Here is a 26,453-nt window from a genome sequence, read left to right on the forward strand (position 1 = left end):
AAAATAGTCTGGTGAATGATTATTCAATTGGATCAATTAGTGCAAGTTGGGATATTTTCCACTTACCTCAGTAGAGAGTTGCTCGTAAGTCCGGTTCTTTACCAACTTCAGATTACTGTACTACATTCAAGTAGAGATGGCTTATTGTTTAAACAAATCACCATTAATAATACTCGCCAATGTCTGTACCCCTCCGAATCGCTTGCTATCCAAGGGCGTCGGCGTGAATGAAAATTCGGGAGTACTGGTCGACTTTTCGGGTTTAGCCTGATCGATACCCAAGGATTTAACCAGATAGGCAGTGGGGTTCTTTACGCCAGGACGTAAACCATTAGTCAATTCCGAATGAATCCGGTAGAATGTATCCAGAAGCTCGAATTCTGAGGTAATTAGATCCTTTTGCCATCTTGTCAATTTGTATTTTGCCAGCAAGGGCCAGGCTAACTGAACTGCCTCATGAATTGACATCCCCCTGAGCGCCTGTCGGTCCTGCTCAACGCCCTGCTCGGCTAATTGTCGATCAGTTTTTACAGTAAATTCAAGCTCTAGCACCTTCTTGCCCGACTTTTGGGATGGGTTCCAGTCGAGGGCAATGTTTGCCTTTTCATGCAATTCCTTTTGAGATACAACCAGCGCATTCAATATAAAATCATTATAACGATAGGTTTCCGGGCAGTTAAGCATCCTGCGAAGCTCATCGACGGTGTAACGAAACCGGTACTGGCCACGGTGAAAATACATCGAAACAATCTCAAACATTCTTTTTGCATAGACAGACGCCAATGAAAGCATGACTTCGTTTTCGTATTGGGTATAGCGTTGACCCAATTCGGCAAAATAAGGCACTACATTGGCCAGCATGGTAATTTCAATAACCTTTAGGCCATCCGCCCCAATTCCTGATTGTACTAGGGGGAAAGGAGTAATAAAGGTGAAATCACCCTTTTTGTCATCCCTAAATGACATTCGTTTTTTACTTAGTGACTCAGCTGCTTTAACAACCTGATCGTATCTGGATTTAGTCAATTGCTGAATCGGAATTTGAATCAGCACGTTTACACGAGGCTCTATTTTTCCTTTCACGGCCATGTTGCCAAGCTGGTTCACTACTAAGGTCACAATGTTCTTTTCAAGTTCGGTAAACTCTTGGCGTGACTCCGTGAAGAGGTTAGATTGGTAATTGGTCGAGTATTTAATAAAGGTTGGCTGAGTAAACGCCAATGAGTCCGAAGGTTCTTGATCCATAAGCTTATGCAGTGGAGGTCCTGGTTGTAAATATAAATAACAAGTTTATAAGTTACAACCTTGTTTTTCGACCTACCAAACCTTGTTTTTATCCATTTGGGCTAATGGCATTTACAAAGAATAAAGAGAAAATGAGATTAAGGACTGAGTATTAGTACCATAAAACATAGTTTTAGTACTAAAATCAAACTCCCATATGCAGTACCTACCAAACCTTGTTATTCAAATCGGGTACCTACTTGACCTTGTTATTGAGTCTACCAAAGCTTGTAATAGAACCTACTGAACCTTGTTATTATGTGCCTCCAAAACCTACTAAACCTTGTTTTTCAATCTACCAAACCTTGTTTTTCTCTTTGTAACCTTTTGTAAATCATATGGTTACAAGCCTCTTAAATCAATCAAATAAAAAAGATAAAAATTAAAAATCAAAAAAGTGATTTCTTGGAAAGGGGAAAGAGGTTCAAAAAGAGTATATTTGTTTACTTTTACGGTAAACAATAGAGTATTTAGCTATTATACTAAACCTTGTAATAGAACTACTAATTTATTCTATCAATCTAAAGTAGAGTAGGAGCCAGTTCGATCTACTCTTAAACATTCCCTCCCTTAGCAACGATGACCAAACGCATTGATTCCGCTCCGTTGGCTGCTATTCGCTTAGCACTGAAAGATCAGGCCATTACCCTGCAACCGGTCATGAACCAGGTTTCAGCTTTACCCGTCGATGCGGATCTGGAATATTATTTCGTGCCCGCCGACTTTATGAAATTTTACCAGCCCTACCATCGGCCGGGACAGCCACTTAAAAACCTCAAACTCATCAATTATGAGCGACCCGCTATTTCCCTTTCCTTTTATTTCAAACATAAGTACAAAATTAAGCGGGATGTCGACCCCCAGGAGGTCCTTCGACATGTAAGAGAGCACCGCGATGAGCTACTCAATAAATCCCTAACTAGTGTGCTTAGTATCAAAGAGCAAAAGGAACTCCAGGAAACCGACGACCTGCTGCGACAAATCAGAGACCACCCCGAAGCCTACCAGTACTGCTTTAGTAATTACCATCACTACTACAAGTATTGGTACTGTTCCTACCGGTTCTTCGAAGATGAGGACAAAACCCAAGCCGCCTCGGGAACCGAGCACTTACTGAAACACACCGAGCGTTTAGAAGGAAATCGCATTGAGCGCTTGAATATCATTTTCGTCGATCCCTACTACATTACGCGCCAGGTACCCCAGGATAATAAGCTCATCGACCGGGAACTGGAAACCTACCCAACCCGAATTAGGCGAGGGACAATAACCCTTTATCTGCGCAAATTGTAATCTTTTAACCCCTTAAAATATAACCGACTATTTACAACCAGTCATTCTAGTTTCTTTTACATATTACGTCCAAACGGCGAGCTGTGACAAGGAACTGAAATTAGTGGGTAGTCGTGAATTTGTCTGACGTAATAGAATGTATGAGGTCAGGAGAAAATCCGACCGATTAACGGCAAATAGCAGAGAATTGGTAAGGCTAATTGAACCTTAGGTGTTAACGCCTAATCAATTTAAGGTGGTGTTTGGGAGTAAACTTTTCGATTCACAACCCCTAATATGTTCTTATCTGCAAAACAGGGTTAGGTGTAACCTTAATCGGGGTGATGCTGGCGATTGGTGATAAAGTCATAATCGGTCAAGGTATTCAAGAAAGCAATAATGTCCTGTTGGTCCTGTCGAGTCAACGGAATGCCAGGTTTATCGTTTTTCTTTAGAAGCGGGTCCAATTGCGAATTATCCTCAATACCCGTGGCGTAATGATTGAGGACTTGATCCAGCGTTTTAAATCGACCGTCGTGCATGTAGTAGGTGGTCATGGCGATATTGCGCAGGCTCGGTACCCGAAATTTGTTTTTATCCTCGGGTTTCTGGCTGATGGCAAATCGTCCCAGATCCGGTATGGGCACGTAAGGGTTGGGAAGCAAGCCGTTGTTGCGGAAACTGTGGTCGGTAAATAATTCTCCACTGTGGCAAGCGGAACAATTAGCTTTGAAAAGTTGCAATCCGCTCAGTTCCTGTTCAGAAAGCTGAATTCCTTCATTGCGGATGTATTTATCGTATTTGGATGTGGCCGAAACCAGCGTCAACATATACTGGGAAAGTGCTTTAAGGAACCGTTCGGCAGTAACTTCTTCCGAACCATAAGCGGCTTTGAAAAGTCCCCGGTATTGCCCGCTGCTTTGTACTTTTTGTAGCACATTAGCCATGGAATCGCCCATTTCGATGGGATTTTGAATGGGTGAAATGGGCAATTGATCCAAATCAACAATCCCGCCATCCCAGAAAAACACCCGGCTCCAGGCCACATTCTGAATCCCCGGTGTGTTTCTGGGTCCGATCTTGTCATTGATACCGTGACTCAGAATGTGGTCAGTATGCGCAAAGGCTACTTCCTGTTGATGACAAAAAGCGCAGCTAATGGTTCCATTTTTCGAAAGTATGGGATCGAAAAACAGGTTTTTCCCCAGCAGAACCCCTTCCTGGGTCAGCGGGTTTTGGGTAAAGTTATAGGCTGGATCTGGAAAATTAGCCGGTTTTTTCCAGGGGTAAAGCGTTGGTTTATAGTCGGTCGGTTTGGAAGGTTTTGGATCCGTCGGTGTAACTTCCGTGGATTGACCATTCTGGCAGGCTATCAGGCTACAACACAACCCTGCAACAATCCATAAAATTACTAGTGTTGGTCGATTGATCACGTTACAGGGTAGAGTTAATTAGATCGAAACCGTAAGTTGTAGTAGCCTAAACGATAATGCAACATTGGAAGGTTGACTCTTTATACAACGAAAGGGCCGGAATTTTCTTTTAGATTACTTTACAATCAACAAAAATAGGCTGCAGCGATCACACTAAATAGCTGTAACAGCCAACTTCGTAGCGCGGAATAACTATAAGGTTCTGACCTTCAGGTTTTTAATGCTTGTGGCGGGCTAAGGTCAAAGCAGTAGCTCTGTTAGGAAGAATAAAATTGGAGGCAATTTCTGGTTTATTAGTTCACACCAGATCATTTTTTGTTGAAAATTTCACGCCATTTACTTGTTTTTTGTTTTTGACTCCCTGTTGCAAACGGGTTTGTCGTATCTTTGCTCCATGAAATCGGTGTTTGGTCTCGTGATGAGCTTATACATGTTGTTCCTGTCGGTGCTGCCCTGCGCCGATGGTTGCTCCTCTGTGCTTGCTAGGGACCAACCGACTCAGCTTGCCAACGACCAGCACAGCCACGATAGTCAATCCGCTACGGGCGATCTTTGTTCTCCCCTTTGTAGCTGCGATTGCTGTGGCACTGTGCTCGATCAACCCCATACTTTACCCCACACTTTTCAGGAATGGCAATCCGTCGCACAAGCCGTGCCGACGCTGACTGTGCCTGCTTTACCCTCGGTCGTGCTCACGACCTGGCAACCGCCCCAATTAAGCTAAGACTGGATACGTGCGTCTTTACCATTCGCTGCAACCCTGTTGCAGGATAGCGCCCGGCTATTTTCTCTTGTTCCATTTTAGCAAGTTCGTATCATGTTGGATGCCATCATCCGTTTTTCCATTCAAAATAAACTTATTATCGGGCTTTTCACCTTCGCCCTCGTTATCTGGGGCGGGTACTCGCTAACCCGACTGCCGATCGACGCCCTACCTGACATCACCAATAACCAGGTGCAGGTGATAACCCAAAGTCCGGCTCTATCGGCTTTGGACGTCGAGCGGCTCATTAGCTTTCCCATTGAGCAGACCATGGCCACGCTGCCCAATTTGGTCGAGGTCCGGTCTATTTCCCGCTTTGGCTTATCGGTCGTTACCATTGTCTTGAACGACGACGTTGATGTTTATGTCGCCCGTCAGCAGGTATTTGAGCGGCTCCAACAAGCCCGCTCCCAGATACCTACCAATGCGGGTGACCCTGAACTGGCCCCCGTTACGACGGGGCTGGGTGAAATCTATCAGTATGTTCTTCGGGCTAAACCCGGTTACGAAAAACGCTACCCGGCCATGGAACTGCGCTCGATTCAGGATTGGATCGTTCGGCGGCAATTGATGGGCACCAAAGGTGTAGCCGATGTCAGTAGTTTTGGGGGCTTTCTCAAACAATACGAAGTAGCGGTCGATCCTCAGGCGCTCCGAGCTTCGGGCGTAACGATGGATGAATTGTTCACGGCCCTTGAAAGCAATAATGAGAATACCGGCGGAGCTTATATCGACCGTCGACCGAATGCCTACTTCATCCGGTCTGAAGGGCTCATCGGTACCCTCCAGGACATCGGAAAGATTGTTGTGCGCCGAACGCCGAACGGCATTCCGGTACTGGTCCGTGACGTGGCCAAGGTTCAATTCGGACAGGCCGTGCGCTACGGAGCCATGACCCGCAACGGGGAGGGCGAGGTGGTTGGGGCCATTGTGATGATGCTCAAAGGTGCCAATTCCTCCGAGGTAATCGGAAACGTCAAGCAGCGCATTGAGCAGATCAAAAAATCGCTGCCCGAAGGCGTCGAAATACACGCCTTTCTGGATCGTACCAAGCTGGTTAACCGGGCCATCGGTACGGTCGAAAAAAACCTCGTTGAAGGAGCCTTGATTGTCATTTTTGTCTTGGTACTGCTGTTGGGCAATTGGCGGGCGGGTTTGGTGGTGGCTTCCGTTATCCCACTGGCGATGCTTTTTGCGGTTAGTCTCATGAACTTTTTCGGTGTATCGGGCAATTTGATGAGTTTGGGGGCCATCGACTTCGGCTTAATTGTCGATGGCGCGGTCATTATCGTCGAGGCCACCCTTCACCACATCGCCTTGAAGAATTTTCGGCACCACCTATCGCAAGCCGAAATGGATGAAGAGGTATATGTGTCGGCCAGCCGCATCCGTTCCTCAGCCGCCTTCGGCGAGATCATCATCCTGATTGTTTATCTGCCAATTTTGGCCTTAATCGGTATCGAAGGGAAAATGTTTAGGCCCATGGCTCAGACTGTGGCCTTTGCCATTCTGGGGGCGTTCATTCTTTCGCTGACTTACGTGCCCATGGCTTCAGCCCTGCTTCTGAGTAAGAAACCCGTTAAGGAAGGTGCCAAAAATATTTCTGACCGCATCATGGGGGTTTTTCACCGGGTCTATGATCCGGCCATCCGCTGGACGTTAGATCATAAGGGGGTGATCGTCGGGATGTCGGTAGGCCTACTTGCGGGAGCGATGTTTATCTTCAGCCGATTGGGTGGCGAGTTTATTCCCCAGTTGGATGAGGGAGACTTTGCCGTGGAGACCCGCGTCATGACGGGTGCCTCGCTCTCCCAGTCGGCGGATGCTTCGCTCCAGGCCGGAAAGGTGTTGAAAGAAAACTTCCCCGAAGTAATCGAAACGATCGGCAAAACCGGCGCGGGCGAGATTCCTACCGATCCCATGCCCATTGAAGCCACTGACTTAATGGTGATTCTGAAGGATCGCAAAGACTGGACCTCGGCGAGAAGCCGGGAGGAACTGGCCGAAAAAATGCAGGAAAAACTCAATCAAATTCCGGGTGTTAGCTTCGGGTTTCTGCAACCCATCCAGATGCGATTTAGTGAATTGATTTCGGGTGTCAAACAGGATATTGCCGTCAAACTTTACGGTGAGGATCTGGGTGTACTGGCCGACTATGCCGTCCGCATTGGCCGGGTTGTCAGTTCGGTACCCGGCGCGGAAGATTTGTACGTCGAGCAGGTATCGGGGCTGCCCCAGATTGTGGTGAATTACGACCGCGACGCGCTGGCCCAATTTGGATTGTCGGTAGAAGAAGCCAACCGCTATTTACAAGCCGCCTTTGCCGGGTCCACAGCCGGCTTGGTTTACGAGGGCGAACGACGGTTTGATCTGGTGGTACGCTTGCAGCAGCAGAGCCGTCAGCGGCTGGAAGACGTGCAAAATCTGCTGATCACCACCGTCGACGGACAAAATGTCCCCTTAAGTCAAATCGCCAACGTGTCGTTTCAAAACAGTATCAACCAGATTCAGCGAGAAGATGCCAAACGACGGATCATCGTAGCCTTCAATGTGCGGGGGCGCGATGTGGAAAGCGTGGTGAACGAACTGCAGGGTAAACTGGACACGCAAATCAAATTACCAGTGGGGTATTATGTGACCTACGGTGGCCAGTTTCAAAATCTCCAGGAAGCCAAAGACCGCCTCAGTATTGCCGTACCGGTTGCCTTAGGCCTGATTTTTCTGTTGCTGTTCTTTACCTTCGGGTCAGTGCGACAAAGTTTGCTCATCTTTTCGGCCATTCCGCTCTCGGCTATCGGCGGGATCATGGCACTGTGGTTTCGGAATATGCCATTCAGTATTTCGGCCGGAGTGGGCTTCATTGCTCTCTTTGGGGTGGCGGTGCTCAATGGTATAGTACTGATTGGGGAGTTCAACCATCTCAAGGACGAAACGAATCTAAGCCTCAGGGAACGTATTTTACAGGGAACAGCTACCCGGCTCCGCCCGGTCATGATGACGGCATTGGTGGCCTCCTTGGGATTTCTGCCGATGGCATTAGCCACCACGGCGGGGGCCGAAGTGCAGCGACCGCTGGCCACCGTTGTCATCGGTGGACTGGTTTCGGCCACCCTGTTGACGCTGCTGGTATTGCCTTGCCTGTACTGGTGGGAACAGACAAATTTCGGGAAGAAGACAACTGCTGAACGGCCCGCGGTGGCCGGTAAAATAGCCGGTTGGCTACTTATTGGGGCTTTGAGTTTGGGGTCGGCTCTATCGGTTCAGGCCCAGGGCCCGCAAGCCGCAATGCGCAGCCAGGCAATTCAGCCGCTGTCGCTCGATGGGATCCTCCAGTTGGCCGCGACCAACAACGGGACGGCCCGGATTAATGCATTGACGATCAGTCAGCAGCAAACGGGTCGGCGAGCAGCCCGCGATATGGGTCCCACTAATTTTTCCTGGATGGGAGGGCAGTATAATGGCCCTAACTTTGACAATAATTTTACGCTCTCACAAAGCTTCCCTAATCCCAAACTGGTTCGCCAGCTCGGTCGACTGGCCGATGCTAATGTGGTTGGTAGTGAAGTGCAGGCGCGGGTTAACCAGAACGACCTGCGGGCGCAGGTAAAGGCCGCGTATTATGACCTGCTGTATGTCGTCGAACGGCGTCGGCTTCTCCGGTCTCAGGATAGTTTGCTGATCGCCTTCCGGTCGGCTACCGACCTGCGGCTCAAAACCGGGGAAGGAACCGCCATTGAAGTAGCTACCGCTGCCAACCAACAGGGAGAGGTCCGCAACGGACTGGAACAGACCGAAGCGGACCGGCAAATCGCGATGAGTCGGCTGCAAACGCTGCTGAACACCAACCAGCCTCTAAGCCTTTCCGATAGCACCCTGACCCGCCGTGCCCTACCCAGCATTACGGACTCAGCAACGCTGGCTCTAACCCCTGAACTGGCCTTTTTACGCCAGCAAATCGAGGTTTCCGCCCGGCAAACTGACGTGGAACAGGCCCGGTTGCTGCCCAGTTTTTCGCTGGGCTATTTCAACCAGTCGCTCATCGGCACCTATACGGTAAACAACCAGGAAGTGACGTATGGAGGTGGCAGACGGTTTCAGGGGGTCACCGCGGGGATTGCCGTTCCGCTGTTTACCAAACCCCAGCGCGCGCGCGTCGAAGCGGCCCGGCTGGGTCAGCAACTGGGAGAAGCCACCCTGGCGTTTACCCAGCGCAATTTGCAGGGTGAGCTATCGACGACAATCCAGGAGATCCGCAAGCTGCAAAGCAGCATGACCTATTATGAGCAGACGGGCCTGCCGACCGCCCGGTTGCTGGCTGACAAAGCGGGGGTTGCTTTTCGAGCCGGTGATATTGGGTATCTTCAGTATTCACAGGCCCTTACCCAGGCTTACCAGACCCGTGCCAGTTACGTCGACGTACTGGGTCAATACAATCAATCCGTCATTCGCTTAGAACAAGTTCTGGGCTTACCCTGATAACAATCATGAAACGAATTCTTTTGAGTATCGGTCTGCTGTGGCTGGCCAGTGCCTGTCGAGAATCCACCGAAAAAGACACCGCTACCACCACGGAGACTAAACCCACTGCCGACGTTACGGAAGGAGAGTCCAGCCACGAGGAAGGCCCGGCCGATGTCGTGGAACTGACCACCGATCAACTCCGCATTGGAGCCATTAGCCTGGGAAAAGTCGAGTATCGTAATCTGGGCCAGCTGCTCCAGATTAACGGGCGGCTGGCCGTACCTGCTCAGAGCCAGGTAGCCGTTACCGCGCTGCAAGGTGGCTTTGTCCGCAGTATTCCCTTACTTCCGGGGCAGCCGGTCCGTAAAGGCCAGTTGCTGGCCCGCATTGAAAACCCGGATCTGGTCGGACTCCAGCAGGAGTACGCCGAAAATCAGAGCCGCCTGACGTATTTAGAAGCCGAATATGCCCGCCAAAAGGAACTGAGCGAACAGAATGTCGGAGCTCTGAAAGTATTCCAGCAAACGTCCGCCGAGCGAAACCAGATCCGTTCCCGGTTGGGTGGTCTGGCTCAGCGCCTTCGACTGGTGGGCCTCTCGCCCCAGGCCGCACTAAATGGCAAGTTCAGTGCACAATACGTGGTCACGGCCCCGGTATCGGGCGTGGTCACTGACGTGCCCGCCACGGTAGGCCAGTATGTGCAGCCCGCCGACATAATGGCCCGCATTACCAGCAGCCAGGGATTGTACGCGGAGCTGACCGTATTTGAGAAAGATCTGCCCCGGATCCGGGAGGGCCAGCGGTTGAGCATCCAGCTGAACAACGAAGAGGGCCGGGAGCGCAGTGGGCGCATCATGTACATCAACCGGGCCATTGACGCCAATCGTTCTGTGCGGGTGGTGGCCCGACTCGACCAACCCGATGCTCGTTTGGCTCCAAACACGTTTCTAAAAGCGGGCTTGGATTTGGGCGACAGCCGGGTTACGACGCTGCCCGAAGGGGCTATCGTGTCGGCAGAAGGGAAAGACTACATCTTTATCGTCACTGACGAGCGGGCTCCTGAACACCATGAACATGAGGAAGGTGAAGCCGAACACAGCGCGAAGGAAGAGCACGACCACAAGGCGGGCGAAAAAGAGCAGCATGGAACAAGCTTTAAGCAGATTCCCGTGCGCCGGGGCGTGACCGAGGGGGGCTATTCCCAGGTGACGCTACCCGGTACGCTCGACCTGGGCAAGGTGCAGGTTGTGATAAAAGGCGCATTTGCGGTCCTCTCGCAGCTACAGGCCGCCACCGGGGAAGAGGAAGGCCACGCACACTGATGCACAACCGGCCTAATTCAGGAGCGGTCCGGTTTAACTGCAAATCTGACAAAGTGATGAACAGACACAAATTTAACAGAAACTCGCTAAAGCCCAGGCGGTTCGAAGCACGTTTATGGATGATGCGTAGAAAATAGCCACCCTTGAGCGGGACGTCCGGATAATAGCCGATGCGCTCAGGTGGGGAGGCAACGTGATACGTTGTGACAACAATGGTTCTTACTCAGATGCCATGCACTTTGCCGAGGAGTTATCGGGGAGCTACCATCAGGATCGTCCGACCTTGACGGGACTGGCGATTTCGGACTTTGAGCCCTCACTTCGTTTTGCCGACCCCAATCAGGAAGTACACGGCAAGGCCATTTATATACTAATACAATAAATCGAACAGCCTATGGTCTCGCCCATGAACTATATTCTTTAAAGAAACCATGCATCAGACCATGTATCACGTAAAGCTCGTATTTGGGATTGCGCTTACGCTGGCCCTGCTGGGGTGGAGTTTGTATCGACTGGCGGTCTGGTTTAAAGTCATCAAGGGTGGGAAACAGACAAAAGCGGCAAAACGTCCGACAAATGGCAACCAAATTGGTTTGGTAGGCAAGCCAGTATCAACGAAAGGACAGAAAAAGGGCGCTAACAACCATTCCCGGAGGATGTTTTACACATCGAGACGGGAACACGATTGAACAACCATTGCTCTCATCGAAAGTTTTAAGACTATGGATGCAATCTTTATTGGTAGCCTGACACTGAGTCTGCTACACGCACTGATTCCCAGCCATTGGCTCCCGTTCGTGACCATCGGCCAAACGGAGCGGTGGAGCCTGCGGCAGACGCTGACGGTTACAGCAATCGCGGGACTGGCGCATACCGTTAGCACGACGCTGCTGGGGGTATTGGTGAGTCTGGCGGGCTGGCAGTTGGCGGAGAATTACCACGACCTGTCGGAACGGGCCATTCCGCTCCTGCTGCTGGCACTGGGGCTGTGGTATTTAATGCAGCACCTGCGCCACCGACACGTGCATGATCACTTCGACGCCGGAGTCGTCCGCAAAGCCCGGTCTTATTCGGCGCTGCTATTATCGCTGGGGCTGGCCATGTTTCTGTCGCCTTGCCTGGAGATCGAAACCTACTTTCTGAGCGCGGGGGCAAAAGGTTGGGGTGCGGTTGGGCTGGTGGCTCTCATCTATAACGTAATCACGCTATCAGGCATGCTCCTGATGGTGACCCTCGGACGACGGGGCTTACAACAGGTCAATCCGCATTGGTTTGAGCATCACGAGAATCTGATTACCGGGCTGACGCTTGTCGGGTTGGCTGTATTTAATTTTTTTATCGAATTCTAACTAACACTATGGCAGACGATCACAACCACGATGAAGACGGTCATACCCACGATGATGTGGAGCTGATCGAGGAGGGGACTACGCCAGCAGCGGATGCCGCTCCCGCCAAAAAAGGCTCCGAACAAACCTGGCGTACCTATGTTCCGGCTATTAGTAGTTTAGTATTACTGTTGGGCGGTATCGCGCTGGATAATTACGCTACCAACTGGTTTAAAGATCCTGTGCGGCTAATCTGGTATATAGTGGCTTACCTACCGGTTGGCTGGCCGGTGTTGCGCCGGGCGTGGAGCAGTAGTTTCCGGGGCGATGTGTTCACCGAATTTTTTCTGATGGGCGTGGCGACCCTCGGCGCGTTCGCTATTCGTGAGTATCCCGAAGGCGTCGCCGTGATGCTGTTTTACACCATCGGGGAGCTGTTTCAGGACGCGGCCGTGCTGCGGGCGCGTCGTTCGATTAAAGCCTTACTGGATGTGCGGCCCGACGAGGTGACTGTGCTTAAAAATGGGAAAGCGCAGGTGGTAAAGGCTGCAACGGTAGCGGTGGGCGATGTGGTCCAAATCAAGCCGGGCGAGAAAGTGGGGCTGGATGGTACCATGCGTTCAGCGACTGGTACGTTCGATACGGCGGCTCTGACGGGCGAAAGCGTCCCGCGCTCCATCGAAAAAGGAGAAGCGGTGCTGGCGGGCATGATCAACCGGCAGTCGCTGGTCGAGATGGACGTAACAACGCCCTATCAGGATTCCAAGCTCTCCCGGATTTTAAAGCTTGTTCAGCAAGCTACGGGCCGCAAAGCCCAAACCCAGGAGTTCATTGCCCGATTCGCCAAGATTTATACACCCATTATCTGTTTAATGGCGGTGCTGATCACGATCGTACCGTATTTCTTGGTGGCCGATTACCGCTTTGCCGACTGGCTCTACCGGGGATTGGTATTCCTGGTCATTGGTTGCCCCTGCGCGCTGGTCATCTCGATTCCGTTGGGTTATTTTGGTGGGATTGGTGCCGGATCGCGGCAGGGTATTCTATTTAAAGGATCTGTATTTTTAGACCTGATGACCCAGCTCAAAACGGTTGTCATGGATAAGACTGGTACCCTCACCAAAGGCGTTTTCAAGGTACAGGAGGTAAAGCCGGTCGGCATCGACGCGAAAGAACTGACCCGGCTCACGGCGGCTTTGGAAAGCAAATCGACGCACCCGGTGGCGACGGCAATCATTGATCATGCGGATACCAGCTACGAAACGGTATCGGTCGAAGAGGTTGAAGAAATAGCCGGTCATGGCCTAAAAGGCCGCGTCGACGGGAAAGAAATGCTGGCGGGTAATGCCAAGTTGCTTCGTAAGTATAAAGTAAACTTCGATGAGGCCCTGACCAAGATTCCTTACACCATTGTGATGACCGCCATCGATGGTAAATTTGCGGGCTATTTCACCATTGCCGACGAAGCCAAGCCTGATGCCCAGAAGGCCGTTGCTCGGTTGAAAGCCGAAGGCATTCGCACGGTAATGCTATCGGGCGATAAAGCGGCTGTCGTGGAAGCGGTCGCCAAACAGGTGGGCGTGGACGAGTGGCACGGCGATCTGCTGCCCGAAGATAAGGTAACGCAGGTCGAACGGCTCAAAGCCGAGCTGTCCGGTAGCCCAAAGGCAAAGCTGGCTTTCGTTGGCGACGGGGTGAACGACGCGCCGGTTGTGGCCCTTGCCGATGTAGGCATGGCGATGGGTGGCTTGGGCTCCGATGCGACCATCGAGACCGCCGACGTGATTATTCAGAACGACGAACCTTCAAAAATTGCCATGGCCATCGAAATTGGCCGGGCTACCCGTCGGATTGTCTGGCAAAATATCACCTTGTCACTGGTGGTCAAAGCCATCGTGTTGGTGCTGGGAGCAGGCGGGTTGGCGACCATGTGGGAAGCGGTTTTCGCCGACGTGGGCGTGGCGATGCTGGCTATCTTGAACGCCGTGCGGGTGCAGAATCTCAAATTCAAGTGACGGCTAATCAAGCAGCCCCATTTCCAATCGGTTATGGGGCTGCTTTAAGTCAAACGGTATTATACCCCGTAATCAGGCAATCGGGTCGGAATGCTCTTTGTCGTGGCCTTCGGCATGATGTTCGGCAGCCGCTTGGGCGTGTTCGTCGGCCAGATTGTGTTGACCATAGGCCAGGTAAGCCGCATGGGCTTCCTGCTCATGTTCGCCAGCCTCATGAAGTTGCTGGGCTTTCTCGTGATACTCAGCGGCTTTGCGGAAGTGGTAAGCGGCCTCTTTGTGGTGCTCGTGTGCCATCGTAAAAGTTGGTTTGATAGTATTAATTTTACAACGGTTTGATCTATTCAATGTTCATTTTTCCAAATTAAAAATCCATGAAAAAATCCTTCCTATTCCTATGCCTTCTGCTATTCCCTCTTTTATCAGAGGCCCACAGTTATTGGCTCGAACTTAAAGGTTCGGGTAAGGTCGGTCAGCCCATGACGGTACAATGCTACTTCGGCGAACTCGAAAACGGCCTGCGCGAAAAAGCCGATAAGTTGGCTGGCATCAAGGCATTCACTGCGTCAGTACTGATGCCCGACGGCACCACCGAACCGCTCACTCTCACGCCCGCTGATAACTGTTATCAGGCGCAGTTCACCCCTAAACAGCCTGGAACGTATCAAGTGCTGCTGGTTAATGATACCCGCGCCGTGCAGGACCTGACCAAGCACCACCTCGGCATTGTGCGCCCCCGCGACTACTTGCGGGCCATCTGCCAGGTTGGTAATGGACCACTGTCTACTAATCCCAAGTACTATTTAGACGTAATACCCCATGACTTACCAGCCGTGGGTAAGCCAACCGTACTGCTGATTACAAAAGATGGTGCCGCCTATGCCAACGCGCCGGTTAAACTGACAACGCCCGATGGCAAGCAGACTAAACAGACTGCTGATGCCAGCGGTCGATTGACACTGACCCCAACAGGAGCTGGGCAGTACGTAGTGGACGTGGACTTTTTGGATAAAACGCCGGGCCAGTATGAGGGTAAAGACTACGAGGCTATTCGTAACAAGATGGCCTTGACGCTGACCCTACTTTAAATACCTCAACTGCTAACTTTTCCATCGGATAACGGTTTAAGAAACAAAATTCTAACGACAATGTGCCAGCATAAAGACACTTAAGATGATATGCTCGCCAAGACCATGACTAAAATTGTGTCCGGGCTGTACCGTACTGCGCGACTTCCTGCTTGCAAGGATCCGAAGTGCAGACGGTGGCCGATAAATAACTATCGACCGTGACAACGTCGACATCTGCTTTTAGGGTATCTGATCAGTGGAGTGCAATGCTGAAATCAGTCATCAGTTCTTAGTCATCGGCGATGCGTTCTGCCGGAATTACGCGGATGAAAGTGATGAGCATTTACTGGACCACTGCAAGATATGCGAAAAGACTTGCCGTAAACGTGCCAATGCTTGCTATTAACAAAAGGAAAAGATTACTTAAGCATACTATTCTAAAAATCTGACTTAACCTGCTGCCCAAGTAACTTCAGATCGTAGATTAGTGAAGATTGTGACTGCCAGCAACGCCTGCTAACAAGCGATCTTCCTGTAATTTGGGTAACACCTTATTCTCGCTGACGGGGGCGCGGTAAATCTCTTTTCCATAATGGTTGTAGAGGACGAAGGTGCTTTGGGAAGCATGTGGTACGATGAGGTACAAGACAAATACTTCTTGCCGTTCATACCGGGCCTGATGCATTTCCCAACCACCGCGAGCCGCGTAGGAACGAACATTGGCGATCAAGTCATTGAGCCAGCGTAACTCCTCAACCGGATTCTCGCAACGATGCGAGGAAGAATAGAAAGGTATCCGCTGACAGCTTATCAGGCAGAATACCAGCAAGAAAACAGTCTTCATCCAAACGAGCGTTAAAGGTACGGGGGCGATAAAGTTTATGCATCTTTCATCAGGTTGTAAAAATTGGCCCACCGGGTTTTACAATAGGCCAATGGCATTAAAAATAAGTTGAGAATCCAATCTGGAATCCGGCTGTGCGGGCCGGCGGATTGCCCAATAAATCCGTATCCCACTGGTAGCGGTAATTGGCGCGGATAACGGTCGTTGGCGATGGGCGGAAACTAATCGCGGGGACGATGGACCAGAGTTCATCGGCAATGCTTTCACCCGTTTCGGCAAACGTATCCACATTGTAATCCACCCGCTCAACCCGCAAGGCGACGTTGAGAACAGCCGTATTCCAACCCAGAATGCGCCGTCGGAGAACCGGCTGGACAATATCCACCCAGCCGCCCCGTTGCTGGCGTCCAAATTGTTGCGAATAGGAAGACGACACATCAATACGGGCCCACACCAGTTCGCCATTGATGACGGTGCGGGTGGGCAAGGTCGAATTAAAATCAAGAGCGAACACATCGACCCGGCGACGCTTGTCCAGCACCAGACCATCATCCTGAAATTTGTTGTAGACTCCACCCATCCAGGATAGACCTATTTCCGCCCATTTCCGACGTTTAAGCGCCGTTTTGATCGTTATCAGGGGAACGCCATTGAAACTTTCCTCAAACCGATCGGCATTGGCTTTGGTTGCTGGTAAAAAAGTGCGGTTCTGATTGTTGGTAATAATCTGATCGTCAAACCCATTCGTCAGATAGGCTTCATAGGCCCAGACCCAATCCTTCTTGTACATTTTTCCGTAAATTCCAAATCCGACATTGCTCCAGGTGGATGGAATAATCTGCGTGGACGACAGGGGGCGGTCAACAAATTCCCATTTGGGGCCATCATGGTTCTGATTGAAAGATCCAATTGGATTCATGATGATGCCACCCCGCAGATTCAAAAGGGGGTGCAGTTCCAAATCCATGGCCGCAAACTCGATATTGATCTCTTTCGTTCCATCCTCAAATTCGATCTCCGAGAGAAACTTTAGCCGCCGGTTAATCGTAGAGGCCAGAAAAATGGTCATTCGGCGCATCTGAAACGACAATCCTTCCGTAATGCCATTGGTTTGCATGTACTGGGTATTGGCTTCCAGGTAGCCGCCAACCGACACGGGTAATTTACCCATGGTCAGAAAGGGCCGGTCGTAAGTCGCATCCATATTCAGTTTGAGTTGCTGACTGCCGGGTCTGAGTGTGGTATCGCGACCAAAGAGCTCCTCAAAAGCGGCCGGATTTGCGGATGTACTGTCCGTTTGGGCAAGCACACTGCGGGTGACCAGCCCTAGAAAAAGATAGAGTAGGTATCTCATCATCAGCCAAGGTGAATATTAATGGTTTGTGCGTCTGCCGTAACACGGTACGTTGTCAGGTTTTTCTCCGCCGGGCCTTCGGTAACTTTTCCCGTGGCATCGTATTCACTGCCGTGAGCGGGACAGGTCAAATACCCGTCGTGGGCATTCAGCTCATTGCCCTGGTGCGAACATTTCATAAGGATCGCGGTATAATCCGTATCGCTACGCCGGTAAAGGTAAATCGGGTGCGATTGGCCTTTCATTTCGACAAGAATAAAGGGTCGGATCGTAACGTCTCCTTTTTTAGACACCTGATCGAATTCCTTGCGGCTCACTTCAATGGTTTTGCCTTTCAACACGGGTAGTTGTGCGTAATAGACACTCTTACAACTTGTTAAAATCGATGTGAAGCCGATGGTGCCGAGGCAGGCTGCGCCACAGGTTTGTAGAAAAGTCTTTCGGTTGATTATCGTCGTAGAAGAGGACATAGTTGGGTGAATTAGTGGTTACAGTGAGTCTAAAAACTGAAGGAGATTGTCACGGTCGCTAGCGGTCAGTTGACTATAGGTATCCCGACTTTTGGCTCCTTCACCGCCATGCAGGCGGATAGCCGCGTCAATCGAACGGGCCCGACCATCGTGCAGCAGAAAAACGTTGCCCCCTTGTGAATTTTTGGATAGCCCTAAGCCCCACAGGGGCGGTGTCCGCCATTCCGATGTTTTTGCCGTTCCTTCGGTATAGCCATCATCCAGATCTTTTCCCATGTCGTGCAGCAGCAGATCGGTATAAGGCGCAAAGGTCTGGTTCGACAAAACGGCTATGTCGGATTTTGGAGTTGTCCACGCTGGGGTGTGGCATCCCGCGCAGCCTGTTTTAGTGAAAACCTGCTTTCCGGCTATCACACCGGCATCGGAGACATTGCGTTGTATCGGGACTCTCAGCGTCCGCAGGTAAAAGACCACGGCGTTGACGGTGGAAGACGCCACTTCCGGATCAGGCGCGACATCCCCGGCCTGTCCCGATACGGCGTAGTTGATCGGATCTTCCGGATCGAATTCAGAGGTAATCCCCATATCCTGTTTGTAGGCGTTGACCGTCTGATGGAGCAGATCAATAGCTGCCGCCTTTTTGCCAAATCGTCCGATGTATTTGCCATTAAGGGCCTGATGAAACCATTGCGGTTTAAAGAAATGCGGTGCGTCTATCCAGTTTACCACACCGGAAATACCGTCACCATCGCGATCCTCGGGGTCGGCCCTGGCCAAGAGTTGGGCATCGGAGAGTGCGCCAAGCAGTCCTAAACCCGTATTAGCCGGTGGCATGAACTTCGACATGGTGGCCCCGGCCGGGATCGCTTCGGCCGTATGGCCAGGTATACCCCGGTTCTGGAGTTGCGGGCCGCCTAAATGCAAGAATTGGTTGCCGGTTTCATCCGTTTGGCCAAAGCGGGTGAGGGTCGTAAAGGGGTGGCCTTTACCATCCCCAGCATGACAACTCCCACACGACGATGCGACAAAGATGGGACCAAGACCGGTTGCGGGCGTAAAAATTTCATCATTGAAGCCCCGGTCGCCCTCTAAGAAAAGAGCATTTTGTTCGGGGGTCAGTTCCCCAATAGGACCATCCAGTAAATCATGGTCGAGTTGTGCTTTTGGCAGGAGGGTGTCACAGGCGATTAAAACCATCACCCCACCAGCCATGAGCAAGCACAGCTGCATTATATGCCTCATCATGAGTATATTAGCTTTAGTGAATAGGAAATTGAAAGAAATAGGCAGGTACATAGCTGAACGCAGGGTCAGCAACCGGCACAACCCATCACAAATCAATGCGAAGGGTTAGATCAACTCAGAAAACGAAAATAGGAGGAGGACCACGAGAAGTATGAACCTGAAATGTTGTAAAAAAAGTCGGAGGTCGGTAGATAAACCATCTTATTTGGCCCCAACTCTCGGCTGGAGAAAAATGGATTAGCAATGGATCTGCTTCCGTATAAAGCGCATGACTGAACGCATCCAGCAAGGTCAGTTCATGGCGCGTGTGATTATTGGGCAGATACGGGAAAGGGCAACTTCCTTTCGTCGGCCAGTAAGGGTGAGCGTGAACAATAACCTTTCCGTCCGCAAGCCGGTGGGCATGCGTAAAAAACACACTGTTGAACATGATCAACGCCTGGATGGCGAAGAGAAGTCCAGCCAGCGGCCGACGTATGATAGTTAAGTGGTTCACAAAGAAGCTAGTTCCCGCCTAAGGTAAGTATTTTTTGAATTACGCGACTAGTTCTGCCTAATTTCAAATTGGAATGAGCTTAAATACTGAGAATTCCGGTTTTACGATGCGATTTTTTTGAAACAGTGCTTGACCGAGAACTTTACGCCACGGTTTATCTATACCAAAAAAACATGAAACCAATGGTTTTCACCGGCCTAGAGCCGTGGAATTTATGCGCGTTGCCTACGATATAGAGAAAGCAGCCCAGGCCGTTGAGCAAAGTGAATTGCCGGATGCTTACGCGGAAGCCCTACGCATTGCCCGCTGATGAGCGATGAAAACCATCCTGATGATGGCAGGCATGTTTCTTTCCAATTATTGCCTCGCCCAGATCGATAATTGGAAACCAAATGCACGGGCAGGTATCGGTGAACAGTTCACCCATATATGAGGTTCTTCTTACAAATAGCCGGAAAACGGCGTTAGTAAACTATGTATTTAGTTTTGGCTTTCTCAAAGGCCGTAAGCCATTGACTCCAAGATCCGGGTTTGTGTTGAAGGAGTATTTTCCCAACCGGTTGATATGGGCAAATGGAGCAGGAGAGATAAATTCAAAGTCATTTTCATCTATCGGATATCCTTCCTGGTGTAATTCTTTGATAATTTCTTGTATATAAACCGTGTTCCATACCAGGACAATATTGGTGATCAGGTTCAAGCTCCTGACCACTTTTTGCTGTTGTTCTTCTTGTTTTCTGCGTACAATCCCATCGCCGCCAAACCAAAGATAAAGTCTTAGGTTGTGCAGCTGCTCTCCTTTGATCAGCTGTGTGTTGATCTTTCTACGTAAAGGCATGCTAAGCAGGTATTTAAGGATAAAAATGGTTTTTACCAGCTGGCCATAAGCCTGCAAAACATACATCAGGTTATTTTGGCGCGGGTACGATTGAAGCTTAGAGATTAGCAATGAAGCGGTTACACGCCCTGATTTAATGGAAGCTGCGACTTTGAGAAGTTCGTCAAAATGTTGTTTGAGATAATCAGGATTAACACGACCGGTGAATTTCAAAGCAGGGTATTCCCATTCCCGATCCTTGATTTTACACAGCCGCTGATCTTTTATGTCCCGGATCCTTGGACAAAAATCCATACCCAGCAGATCAAACAGCGCAAAGATTAGGTCCGAATATCCTGACGTATCGGTTGTATGTTCGAGTATTGTCAAATCGGTTTCATTGCCTATAATTTCATCAAGTACGTAAGTGGCGTCCCTTTCGGTGGACGAAATGCTCCGGCTGCCATACTGGCTATATTGATCCGAGGTATGTGTATAAAAGGTAATTCCCTTACCGTAACCAAAATAATTGGGGAGCGCCTTCGCATTCCGGATTTTCCCGCTGGTCGGGAACCGCTGCCCGTCCGAGGATGAAAGTGTGCCCCCGCCCCAATAGCCGCTCAACCATTGTTGATAATGAAAGTTAACAAGTGCATCGTTGGCTTTTTTAAGATTCTCTTCTGAGAGATAGTTATTGCTTGTCCACCAATGCGTTTGATAATCAATCTCACAAGACCTAGCCAAATCCGACAGAGGAATATTACATCCGGATGCAAAAACAGCCGCATATAAAATAGACTGGTGTTCCTGGTTACGCGGTTCATTTTCCAATCCATGAAGATGTTCGGAAAAATTTATCCATGCATCCACTTCTTTAATTATATCTGTGATGTTGACTTTCGGGAGCCGTTGATTGATTTGTTCCCGGAGTGCTTTTGCTGAAAAGGGTACATCTTCTGCCGGCAATGCAGGCACTACCAGGATGCCTTCTTCAAGCCGGATCTCTCCACCCGCATTCAAGAGCTCATCCAGCGGTTTCAACAGTGATTCCAGCTCTTGCAAGCGCTGGTCGATACGCTCGGTGGGAAGAGTTGGCATTGACATTTGATTGCAAAAATCCTGTCGTAGCAGTTCCCACTGCACATTTGAAAGAAGCAACGAGTTAAAGTCGGCATATTTTCGGGAGATATTGATAAATACATCGCCCGCACGGAGCCGGTCCCGCAAGTTGGCCAGGGCACATAATTCGTAAGGTTGGCGTTGTGGAAGGGCTTCCGGCTGTTGCTGATCGTTTTCAAAAATCAGTTTGTTCCAGGAAGGCGTTATAAAATCAATCGGCGCGTCATCAGGCAGTTTTCTTCTTTTGCCCGTTTGCAACCCGGTCAAAATATCAAGCACACCCAGAAAGCCATCTTTGGAATGGGCAATTTGAAAGTCAATGGTTTTAAGAAGGTTAGGGGTGAATTGTTTTAAGGTTGTATAGTAGTTGTTCAGATAGTATAAGTAAGTTTGCCTGGCTGGGCGAAGAGCAGCCCCGGTTACCAGTAATGCCTCCCTGAGCATTTCCTTTGGATATATTTCAAAAATACAGGTACGGAGCTGATCGTCTGTAATGGTGTCATTGATGATAATACTAACAGTCTGGGACAGGGTTTTCATCGCCTCGTTCTGTGATTTGAACAAGGTCTGCTGATATGTGTCGAGTTGCTTTTTTGATCCGTTGACAATGTGCTCCCAATAATCATCAAACATTTCCAACACCTTGTCATTGGTATCTATCAGGCTCTCATACAGGAAGCAAATTAAAATCGGGTACCGCCTTGTAGCGTTCATCCGCTGTAGATACTTGTTAGAAACATTCCTGGCTATTTGGGCCAGCCTTTTTCTGCGGTTTAGGCTTATTACCGATAAGTCCCATTCATGGACGTTTAATGATTTTAAAAAATTGATCTTTTCCAACGTCTGGTTAATAGCCCTGGGCGTATTGCTGGTGGGGACTTGGCAAAGCCAACGGTGCAAAGTGATGCCGCCGGTATCGTCCAATTCGACTATTTGCGTCAGCCTGGCCTTCATTTCCTCGGTCAGCAGCAAACTAAGCCTTCGATAGGTTTCCTGGTGCAGCTGTTCATCCAGGCTACCAACAATCCTTTCCAATGTCCCAATAGACGGCCTCATAATTTTTTCCTGCCCCAGTTTTAAACACACTTGCCTGAGCAATATCGGCTGGTTGTCATGTTCCATCCCCTTATCGAGCAGCCAGGGCAAAAGCCAGATTTCATCCAGGGGCTGCCACCGGCGGAATTTCAAATATTTTAAGATTACATTTAAATGCTCCGTTCTGGTCTTATCCCGTTGCCCGTATATTAATAACAGTTCAATATCAGAATCCAGTTGCCTACTTACCATGGCAGCTACATTTGCCGGGATCTGCTGCTGCCATTTGTCTGGAAGAAAACCCATGAACCGGACAATCCCAATCTGGAGTGCGATCGCTAGCCGGTTGTGCTCCCCTCTGAACGATTTAAGAAAAATATTGTCCTGCCGCGTGATTTGGAAAAATTGCATCAGGTCATATTCTGATATTTCTGTCGGGACCTTTTCGTAACGTTCACGCTGGGATTGGTTCAAAAATCGTGATGCCATATGAAAATGGGGCTATCAAAAAGGGTATCAAAATTCACCCCGTCTGCAATAGGTTTAAAGCCTGTTTTTAAGCGTTAAAAAGTATATTTGTAAAGGAGTTCCTTTTTGATAAGCAATTAAATGAAAAAACAGAACAATCGGGCCAAACGGGTAGCACTATATGCCAGAGTATCTACTCTGGATAAAGGGCAGGATCCACAGACCCAGCTGGACCAGTTACGGGACTACGCCCAAAGACGAAACTTTGAAGTCATGGGAGAATTTATAGACTACGCTTCCGGAACAACCCAAGACAGGGTCCAGTATAAATTGATGATGGAAGCGGCCAGAAAGAGAAAGCTGGATGTAGTCCTGGTTTGGCGGTATGACCGCTTTGCCCGCTCAACCCAGGCACTGGTCAATGCCATGAAGGAATTTCAGAGTATGGGAATAGATTTTATCTCCTATCAGGAAAATATTGATACCACCACGCCGACTGGTGAGCTGATATTTCATGTGATGGCTTCTCTGGCCCAATTTGAGAGCTCACTGATCAGCCAAAGGGTTAAAGCCGGTATGGCAAGGGCAAAAGCACAAGGAAAACGTATTTCACGGCCAACTATATCAATGGATCGACAGAATGAAATTTTTGATTTGCAAAAGCAAGGATTATCAATGAACAAGATTTCTAAACAACTAGGAATAGCTTATGGAACAGTTTACAACTACCTATCCAAAGCGAAGGATACTCTTTAACCGCGTTAATTTAGCATCAATGATGATCTTGGCTTTTCTAAATCTCCTCATAAAAAGTTAACAGATTGCGATGGTGGTCTAGTGCCGGAAATTCCCGGTCTCCCCATGGCTGCTCTTGTACAACAGTGTCAATATCATAAATTACACCTTGCTTTTTATATTCTTCGTACAACTCATCAATACCCTGGACTTCAATCCGGCAACTGGCCGTGCCTGCCAGAAAGCTTTCAGCCCCACTGCAAATTGGATCTGCTACCAGGGATAAGCCTTTATTCTTCCAGCTTTCATCCGAAGATGCCCACAAGTGGATTTCAATTTCGTCCCGGACTACTTTTGCAAAGCCATCGTCATAATAAGGTGCTGTAAAACCTAACTTTTCAGAATAGAATTTAACGGATTCGTCAATGTTTTTAACAGGAAGAGCTGGGATCGTTTTCTTCATTTTCATAGATACTGATATCATTTAGTTCAAGCACAGCACGACTTATTCAATTGTATCGGGGGACATTTTTGGGTTCCATAAGTGCAAAAAACACAGCAGTCACCGGAAGCAGGCTTTAACAATGTTTTGCAATTTGTACACTCGTAAAAGTACATACATGCATCAACAGGCATTGTTTCCAAGCGTCGGGTGCCGCAATGCGGACAAGTAAGTATGGATTCCAATATTAAATTCATAACTGCTTAGTTTGTTTCAACAACTTTATAACCAGTAGCGTCGACTGCCTTTTTAATTTCTGCCAGTGACGTTTTCTTACTATCATATCTAACCGTTGCATTGCCATTCTTATACGAGACCTGAACCTGCCGTATGCCTTTTAACTTATTAACTTCCTGTTTAACATGATGTTCACACCCTTCACAGGTCATTCCCTTAATTTTTATATAGGCTGTTTGGTCTGTTTTGGAAACCGGTTGTTGTGCTTCCTGCTTTTGCTGATAGGCCAGTCCTGAATAACTTGGGACGGCAATCAGAAGTACTGCTGCAAGGGTTACCAGGCTTAAAAACTTTTTGGTTTGCATAAATGGTTTGTTTTCAGGTCCACAATTACATGAGTCTTCGGAAGCGGGTTTTAACTGCTGATACCATGCAAAACCCAAAATCAATACGGTTCCAGCAATAAAATAAGGACGCGCAGGCGCAATCCAATCAAAAGTGGTTGCCAAGCTGCTTGTCCCGGCCACCATGGCCAATAATGGTGTGATACAGCAAACAGAACTTGCCAATGCAGTTAGTATGCTGGCATTAGCGGTGATTTTGGACGCTTTCATAAGGCTACACTTTCTTGACTGGGGATATCAACAAATAGTTGACCGATGATACTGGCCTGATCAGGTATGATCGAATAAAAGATAGTTTGTCCAGTTTTTCTGGTACGTACTAAACTGGCATCTTTCAGTTTTCGCAGGTGCTGAGAAATAGCAGGGACGGTCATTTGCAAAATATCACTCAAATCGCAAGGACAAAGCTCGTTCTGCTGCTGGATAAGATAAAGTATTTTAAGCCGGGCCTCATTTCCAGCAAGCGCATAAACCTGCGCTAACCTGGTAAAAGCGTCTTCATTTTCGTCTAAGGTTTCCTTGCATAGTTGGATCTGCTCTTGATCCGCGAACAAACGGATGCAGCTACTAATTTGATCTGACTCTTTTTCTACATCTTCCATATCTGCCACTAATATTTGGGCAAATATAACAGTATTTAAGTATTTGCTTAAATATATTTTTGAAGATTAAAAACTATGTGCAAATAGTCAAACAGAGTAAACTAACTCATTGGCCGCCGCTGCGGTTGGGACCGGGTTGGCGGACCAGAAGAACCCTATTTCAAGGCAACTGGAAATTTCGTATAGAACAGTGTATAAATTATGCCTCAAAACTAAAAGCGTAGTTTACTAACGCCGTTTTCCGGACATTTGTAAGAAAAACCTCATATTCAAATCCAGTAATACGCCGTTGGCGTAAAGAGTTGCAACTACCAAAAATAGAATAAATCCACAACCTCAAAAATGGAAACTTAAATTTAAAAACGAATATCACATCAGTGGCTGCGTAGCGGCTGTTACGCCTTTTTTAAATAATATCGATCAGGTGAATGGCTGGAATGTGGACACCGACAGCCCCGAAAAAATACTGATGGTCCAGGTAACGGATCACCGAATTGGCACCCTTGTCATTAAAGCAGTGGGACAGGCTGCTTATCAGGCAGATTACAAACCGCGTCCCTGATTTCCAAAAGTTTCGCAAGAAGTAGACCAAATCTTATAAGTCGATTTGTCATCCGATGGGGCGGCTAATTGGTTATAAGATAATTAATGTATCGATCTATGGAAGCACACAAACAACATACGGGGCAAGTTCAACCTACTAAATCTGGTCATTCTACGTCCTCTCACGAGTCCACCAATGGGCCACACTACAAAAAACTGGCTATTATGACTGGTCTGTCATTCGCGTCCATGTATGTGCTAATGTACTCGATGGTCGACCGGTTTGCCAACGTAATTCCTAACGTTAATCAGGTGTACATGGCAGTCCTTATGACCATGCCTATGGTCATTATTGAAGTCCTGCTGATGTCATCCATGTATATGGACAAACGGCGCAATACCCTCATCATTGCCGTCAGTACCCTTACGCTGATTGGGTTCTTCCTACTTATCCGTCAGCAGGGATTTGTTGGCGATAGAGAGTTTGCCAAGTCCATGATTCCGCACCATGCTGCCGCTATTCTAATGGCAAAAGAAGCGAAACTGACGGACCCTGAACTACAAAAGCTCCAGCAGGACATTATCACAGCCCAAGAAAAGGAAATAAGGCAAATGAAGGATAAACTGGCCCACTTAGACAGATAGCAATGGGCGGCTTTTAGGGCTAAAATCCTAAAGTTTCAAAATACCATTGATT

25 protein-coding genes are annotated in these 26,453 nt (G+C 48.9%); 12 read left to right on the forward strand and 13 right to left on the reverse strand.

The genetic code is table 11. The features are described 5' to 3' along the window. Nucleotides 1-141: 141 nt before the first annotated feature. Entirely contained in the window at nt 142-1,245 is a 1,104-nt protein-coding gene (locus F0P93_RS30055; protein ID WP_150881504.1) for a replication initiation protein, read from the reverse strand. A gap of 618 nt (nt 1,246-1,863) precedes the next feature. Here F0P93_RS30055 and F0P93_RS30060 point away from each other — a divergent pair. Then, on the forward strand, nt 1,864-2,577 hold the full coding sequence (locus tag F0P93_RS30060) for a hypothetical protein (RefSeq protein ID WP_150881505.1): 714 nt from the start codon (nt 1,864-1,866) through the stop codon (nt 2,575-2,577). Nucleotides 2,578-2,888: 311 nt separating this feature from the next. Here F0P93_RS30060 and F0P93_RS30065 read toward each other — a convergent pair whose 3' ends face one another. Further along, nucleotides 2,889-3,989 carry a cytochrome-c peroxidase gene (locus F0P93_RS30065; RefSeq protein WP_225309713.1) on the reverse strand — a complete coding sequence of 367 codons (1,101 nt, stop codon included), beginning with the start codon at nt 3,987-3,989 and terminating at the stop codon, nt 2,889-2,891. A gap of 394 nt (nt 3,990-4,383) precedes the next feature. Between F0P93_RS30065 and F0P93_RS30070 the strand changes: the two genes are divergently transcribed. The 7 genes from F0P93_RS30070 (at nt 4,384) to F0P93_RS30095 (ending at nt 13,878) form a co-directional block, all read left to right on the forward strand. Then, nucleotides 4,384-4,713 (forward strand): DUF6660 family protein, encoded by a 330-nt coding sequence (locus F0P93_RS30070; RefSeq protein WP_310588025.1) that lies wholly within the window; start codon nt 4,384-4,386, stop codon nt 4,711-4,713. 93 nt (nt 4,714-4,806) lie between these two features. Further along, nucleotides 4,807-9,228, forward strand: a complete 4,422-nt coding sequence (locus tag F0P93_RS30075) for a CusA/CzcA family heavy metal efflux RND transporter (protein WP_150881507.1) — start codon at nt 4,807-4,809, stop codon at nt 9,226-9,228. 8 nt (nt 9,229-9,236) lie between these two features. Next, entirely contained in the window at nt 9,237-10,535 is a 1,299-nt protein-coding gene (locus tag F0P93_RS30080; protein ID WP_150881508.1) for an efflux RND transporter periplasmic adaptor subunit, read from the forward strand. 232 nt (nt 10,536-10,767) lie between these two features. Further along, nucleotides 10,768-10,917 carry a hypothetical protein gene (locus F0P93_RS31640; RefSeq protein WP_191908960.1) on the forward strand — a complete coding sequence of 50 codons (150 nt, stop codon included), beginning with the start codon at nt 10,768-10,770 and terminating at the stop codon, nt 10,915-10,917. Between the two features lie 49 nt (nt 10,918-10,966). Then, on the forward strand, nt 10,967-11,224 hold the full coding sequence (locus F0P93_RS30085) for a hypothetical protein (protein WP_150881509.1): 258 nt from the start codon (nt 10,967-10,969) through the stop codon (nt 11,222-11,224). A 33-nt stretch (nt 11,225-11,257) separates the two neighbouring features. Next, the gene (locus F0P93_RS30090; protein ID WP_150881510.1) at nt 11,258-11,884 is read left to right on the forward strand and encodes a hypothetical protein; all 627 of its coding nucleotides are present in this window, start codon (nt 11,258-11,260) and stop codon (nt 11,882-11,884) included. Nucleotides 11,885-11,892: 8 nt separating this feature from the next. Then, nucleotides 11,893-13,878, forward strand: coding sequence for a heavy metal translocating P-type ATPase (locus tag F0P93_RS30095; RefSeq protein ID WP_150881511.1), 1,986 nt, complete (start codon nt 11,893-11,895; stop codon nt 13,876-13,878). Nucleotides 13,879-13,950: 72 nt separating this feature from the next. Here the strand turns inward: F0P93_RS30095 and F0P93_RS30100 are convergent, their stop codons facing one another. Continuing rightward, nucleotides 13,951-14,172: a hypothetical protein gene (locus tag F0P93_RS30100; protein ID WP_150881512.1), complete on the reverse strand. Its 222-nt coding sequence runs from the start codon at nt 14,170-14,172 to the stop codon at nt 13,951-13,953. Nucleotides 14,173-14,249: 77 nt separating this feature from the next. On the opposite strand from F0P93_RS30100, the gene F0P93_RS30105 reads away from it, so the two are divergent. Continuing rightward, the gene (locus tag F0P93_RS30105) at nt 14,250-14,963 is read left to right on the forward strand and encodes a DUF4198 domain-containing protein (protein ID WP_150881513.1); all 714 of its coding nucleotides are present in this window, start codon (nt 14,250-14,252) and stop codon (nt 14,961-14,963) included. Nucleotides 14,964-15,201: 238 nt separating this feature from the next. After that, nucleotides 15,202-15,351, forward strand: a complete 150-nt coding sequence (locus F0P93_RS32090; protein WP_510186277.1) for a four-helix bundle copper-binding protein — start codon at nt 15,202-15,204, stop codon at nt 15,349-15,351. A 78-nt stretch (nt 15,352-15,429) separates the two neighbouring features. Here the strand turns inward: F0P93_RS32090 and F0P93_RS30110 are convergent, their stop codons facing one another. The 6 genes from F0P93_RS30110 to F0P93_RS30140 form a co-directional block, all read right to left on the reverse strand. Then, a complete protein-coding gene (locus F0P93_RS30110) occupies nt 15,430-15,789 on the reverse strand; it encodes a hypothetical protein (RefSeq protein WP_150881514.1) in 360 nt (119 codons plus the stop codon). 97 nt (nt 15,790-15,886) lie between these two features. Beyond that, nucleotides 15,887-17,146, reverse strand: a complete 1,260-nt coding sequence (locus F0P93_RS30115) for a hypothetical protein (protein WP_225309714.1) — start codon at nt 17,144-17,146, stop codon at nt 15,887-15,889. Next, nucleotides 17,146-17,613, reverse strand: coding sequence for a QcrA and Rieske domain-containing protein (locus tag F0P93_RS30120; RefSeq protein WP_150881515.1), 468 nt, complete (start codon nt 17,611-17,613; stop codon nt 17,146-17,148). The genes F0P93_RS30115 and F0P93_RS30120 overlap by 1 nt, the downstream gene beginning before the upstream one ends. An 18-nt stretch (nt 17,614-17,631) precedes the next feature. Continuing rightward, nucleotides 17,632-18,909: a di-heme oxidoredictase family protein gene (locus F0P93_RS30125; RefSeq protein ID WP_225309715.1), complete on the reverse strand. Its 1,278-nt coding sequence runs from the start codon at nt 18,907-18,909 to the stop codon at nt 17,632-17,634. Between the two features lie 64 nt (nt 18,910-18,973). Further along, nucleotides 18,974-19,288 (reverse strand): DUF8478 family putative metalloprotein, encoded by a 315-nt coding sequence (locus F0P93_RS32095; RefSeq protein ID WP_510186278.1) that lies wholly within the window; start codon nt 19,286-19,288, stop codon nt 18,974-18,976. Between the two features lie 538 nt (nt 19,289-19,826). Beyond that, nucleotides 19,827-22,814, reverse strand: coding sequence for a Tn3 family transposase (locus F0P93_RS30140; protein ID WP_138994907.1), 2,988 nt, complete (start codon nt 22,812-22,814; stop codon nt 19,827-19,829). A gap of 120 nt (nt 22,815-22,934) precedes the next feature. On the opposite strand from F0P93_RS30140, the gene F0P93_RS30145 reads away from it, so the two are divergent. Beyond that, on the forward strand, nt 22,935-23,549 hold the full coding sequence (locus F0P93_RS30145; protein ID WP_019991099.1) for a recombinase family protein: 615 nt from the start codon (nt 22,935-22,937) through the stop codon (nt 23,547-23,549). A gap of 37 nt (nt 23,550-23,586) precedes the next feature. On the opposite strand, the gene F0P93_RS30150 is transcribed toward F0P93_RS30145, so the two are convergent. From F0P93_RS30150 to F0P93_RS30165, 4 genes are read right to left on the reverse strand one after another with little or no spacing between them, the layout of a single operon-like run. After that, the gene (locus F0P93_RS30150; RefSeq protein ID WP_138279473.1) at nt 23,587-23,991 is read right to left on the reverse strand and encodes a VOC family protein; all 405 of its coding nucleotides are present in this window, start codon (nt 23,989-23,991) and stop codon (nt 23,587-23,589) included. A 26-nt stretch (nt 23,992-24,017) separates the two neighbouring features. Continuing rightward, the gene (locus F0P93_RS31810; protein ID WP_083940642.1) at nt 24,018-24,227 is read right to left on the reverse strand and encodes a GDCCVxC domain-containing (seleno)protein; all 210 of its coding nucleotides are present in this window, start codon (nt 24,225-24,227) and stop codon (nt 24,018-24,020) included. A 6-nt stretch (nt 24,228-24,233) separates the two neighbouring features. Continuing rightward, nucleotides 24,234-24,821 (reverse strand): mercuric transport protein MerTP, encoded by a 588-nt coding sequence (merTP, locus tag F0P93_RS30160; protein ID WP_027303351.1) that lies wholly within the window; start codon nt 24,819-24,821, stop codon nt 24,234-24,236. Beyond that, nucleotides 24,818-25,213: an ArsR/SmtB family transcription factor gene (locus F0P93_RS30165; RefSeq protein ID WP_019991102.1), complete on the reverse strand. Its 396-nt coding sequence runs from the start codon at nt 25,211-25,213 to the stop codon at nt 24,818-24,820. The genes merTP and F0P93_RS30165 overlap by 4 nt, the downstream gene beginning before the upstream one ends. A gap of 660 nt (nt 25,214-25,873) precedes the next feature. Here F0P93_RS30165 and F0P93_RS30175 point away from each other — a divergent pair. Next, on the forward strand, nt 25,874-26,401 hold the full coding sequence (locus tag F0P93_RS30175) for a DUF305 domain-containing protein (protein WP_150881517.1): 528 nt from the start codon (nt 25,874-25,876) through the stop codon (nt 26,399-26,401). Nucleotides 26,402-26,453: the final 52 nt, after the last annotated feature.

It is taken from the genome of Larkinella humicola, assembly GCF_008727875.1.
Lineage (GTDB): Bacteria > Bacteroidota > Bacteroidia > Cytophagales > Spirosomataceae > Larkinella > Larkinella humicola.

What these genes read in the sequence shown, in the direction of transcription:
- F0P93_RS30055 (WP_150881504.1), bottom strand. Translation starts at nt 1,245, where the DNA reads ATGGATCAAGAACCTTCGGACTCATTGGCGTTTACTCAGCCAACCTTT.
- F0P93_RS30060 (WP_150881505.1), top strand. Translation starts at nt 1,864, where the DNA reads ATGACCAAACGCATTGATTCCGCTCCGTTGGCTGCTATTCGCTTAGCA.
- F0P93_RS30070 (WP_310588025.1), top strand. Translation starts at nt 4,384, where the DNA reads ATGAAATCGGTGTTTGGTCTCGTGATGAGCTTATACATGTTGTTCCTG.
- F0P93_RS30075 (WP_150881507.1), top strand. Translation starts at nt 4,807, where the DNA reads ATGTTGGATGCCATCATCCGTTTTTCCATTCAAAATAAACTTATTATC.
- F0P93_RS30080 (WP_150881508.1), top strand. Translation starts at nt 9,237, where the DNA reads ATGAAACGAATTCTTTTGAGTATCGGTCTGCTGTGGCTGGCCAGTGCC.
- F0P93_RS31640 (WP_191908960.1), top strand. Translation starts at nt 10,768, where the DNA reads ATGCACTTTGCCGAGGAGTTATCGGGGAGCTACCATCAGGATCGTCCG.
- F0P93_RS30085 (WP_150881509.1), top strand. Translation starts at nt 10,967, where the DNA reads ATGCATCAGACCATGTATCACGTAAAGCTCGTATTTGGGATTGCGCTT.
- F0P93_RS30090 (WP_150881510.1), top strand. Translation starts at nt 11,258, where the DNA reads ATGGATGCAATCTTTATTGGTAGCCTGACACTGAGTCTGCTACACGCA.
- F0P93_RS30095 (WP_150881511.1), top strand. Translation starts at nt 11,893, where the DNA reads ATGGCAGACGATCACAACCACGATGAAGACGGTCATACCCACGATGAT.
- F0P93_RS30100 (WP_150881512.1), bottom strand. Translation starts at nt 14,172, where the DNA reads ATGGCACACGAGCACCACAAAGAGGCCGCTTACCACTTCCGCAAAGCC.
- F0P93_RS30105 (WP_150881513.1), top strand. Translation starts at nt 14,250, where the DNA reads ATGAAAAAATCCTTCCTATTCCTATGCCTTCTGCTATTCCCTCTTTTA.
- F0P93_RS30110 (WP_150881514.1), bottom strand. Translation starts at nt 15,789, where the DNA reads ATGAAGACTGTTTTCTTGCTGGTATTCTGCCTGATAAGCTGTCAGCGG.
- F0P93_RS30115 (WP_225309714.1), bottom strand. Translation starts at nt 17,146, where the DNA reads ATGATGAGATACCTACTCTATCTTTTTCTAGGGCTGGTCACCCGCAGT.
- F0P93_RS30120 (WP_150881515.1), bottom strand. Translation starts at nt 17,613, where the DNA reads ATGTCCTCTTCTACGACGATAATCAACCGAAAGACTTTTCTACAAACC.
- F0P93_RS30125 (WP_225309715.1), bottom strand. Translation starts at nt 18,909, where the DNA reads ATGTACCTGCCTATTTCTTTCAATTTCCTATTCACTAAAGCTAATATA.
- F0P93_RS32095 (WP_510186278.1), bottom strand. Translation starts at nt 19,288, where the DNA reads ATGTTCAACAGTGTGTTTTTTACGCATGCCCACCGGCTTGCGGACGGA.
- F0P93_RS30140 (WP_138994907.1), bottom strand. Translation starts at nt 22,814, where the DNA reads ATGGCATCACGATTTTTGAACCAATCCCAGCGTGAACGTTACGAAAAG.
- F0P93_RS30145 (WP_019991099.1), top strand. Translation starts at nt 22,935, where the DNA reads ATGAAAAAACAGAACAATCGGGCCAAACGGGTAGCACTATATGCCAGA.
- F0P93_RS30150 (WP_138279473.1), bottom strand. Translation starts at nt 23,991, where the DNA reads ATGAAGAAAACGATCCCAGCTCTTCCTGTTAAAAACATTGACGAATCC.
- F0P93_RS31810 (WP_083940642.1), bottom strand. Translation starts at nt 24,227, where the DNA reads ATGAATTTAATATTGGAATCCATACTTACTTGTCCGCATTGCGGCACC.
- merTP (WP_027303351.1), bottom strand. Translation starts at nt 24,821, where the DNA reads ATGAAAGCGTCCAAAATCACCGCTAATGCCAGCATACTAACTGCATTG.
- F0P93_RS30165 (WP_019991102.1), bottom strand. Translation starts at nt 25,213, where the DNA reads ATGGAAGATGTAGAAAAAGAGTCAGATCAAATTAGTAGCTGCATCCGT.
- F0P93_RS30175 (WP_150881517.1), top strand. Translation starts at nt 25,874, where the DNA reads ATGGAAGCACACAAACAACATACGGGGCAAGTTCAACCTACTAAATCT.